The organism is Synechococcus sp. R55.8 (assembly GCF_047461895.1).
Taxonomy (GTDB): Bacteria; Cyanobacteriota; Cyanobacteriia; order Thermostichales; family Thermostichaceae; genus Thermostichus.
In genome coordinates, this window is sequence record NZ_JANSIB010000135.1 from 1 (window position 1) to 1,154 (window position 1,154).

Below are 1,154 nucleotides of genomic sequence, written 5' to 3' on the forward strand. Positions count from 1 at the left end.
GGCATGACCGGCTACCAGGAGGTGATCACCGATCCCAGCTACCGGGGGCAGATCATTACTTTCACCTGCCCTGAGCTGGGAAATACCGGAGTGAATGAGCTGGACGAAGAATCGGCTCGGCCCCAAGTAGCAGGGGTGATTGCCCGCAATGTGTCTCGCATGGTCAGCTCTTGGCGGGCTACATCCACCCTCCCCGAATACCTGCAACGATATGGGATCCCGGCCATTGCCGGGGTGGATACGCGGGCTTTGGCACGGCGGCTGCGCTCTCAGGGGGTGATGAACGGGGCCCTTTCCACGGAGACTTTGGATCCCCAGGTTTTGTTGGAGCGGGTGCGCCAGGCTCCTTCCATGCAGGGGTTGAGCTTGGTGGCGGAAGTTACTACTCCCCAACCCTACGAGTGGCTGGAGCCTACGCCCGCCGATTGGGACTATGGCCGCAGCCAAGGGATCCCGATCCCGGAGCCGCCCCTGCGGGTGGTGGCCTTGGATTTCGGCGTTAAGCGCAACATTCTGCGCCGCCTTACCCGCTATGGCTGTCGGGTGATGGTGTTGCCGGCCAATGCCAGCCCGGAGCAGATTTTGAGTTACAACCCCGATGGGATCTTCCTCTCCAATGGGCCAGGGGATCCCGCCGCTGAGACGACTGCCATCCGCACCACCCAAGCGCTGCTGCAAACCGGGAAGCCCCTATTTGGGATCTGCCTGGGCCATCAGATCCTCAGCTTGGCCCTAGGGGGATCCACCTACAAGCTCAAGTTTGGCCACCGCGGCCTCAACCACCCTTGCGGGTTGGAGAAGCAAGTGGAGATCACCAGCCAGAACCACGGATTTGCGGTGGATGCCGCTTCGATCCCCGCCGATGAGGTCACGATCAGCTACCTCAACTTGAATGACCACACCGTAGCCGGGATCCGCCACCGTCACCTGCCCCTGTTTTCTGTGCAGTATCACCCGGAGGCCAGCCCCGGCCCCCACGACGCCGATCACCTCTTCCGCGAGTTCGTGGAGCTGATGCTGCAGCACCGCTCCCGTTAGCCTCACCCCCGGCTTTTTTCCCTCAGGGCCAGGGCGGCGCGGGCTTCTTCCCGGTCGTCGAAGTGAATCTTCTCGGTGCCCAGGATCTGGTAGTCCTCATGGCCTTTGCCGGCAAT

Annotated in this window: 1 protein-coding gene; it reads left to right on the top strand. The window is 62.2% G+C overall.

Annotated elements, in window-relative coordinates; all coding sequences use genetic code 11:
- Nucleotides 1–1,038 (top strand): glutamine-hydrolyzing carbamoyl-phosphate synthase small subunit (gene carA / locus NW829_RS11520; RefSeq protein WP_414417137.1); only part of this gene is annotated, 1,038 nt, incomplete at its 5' end.
- Nucleotides 1,039–1,154 lie beyond the last annotated feature (116 nt).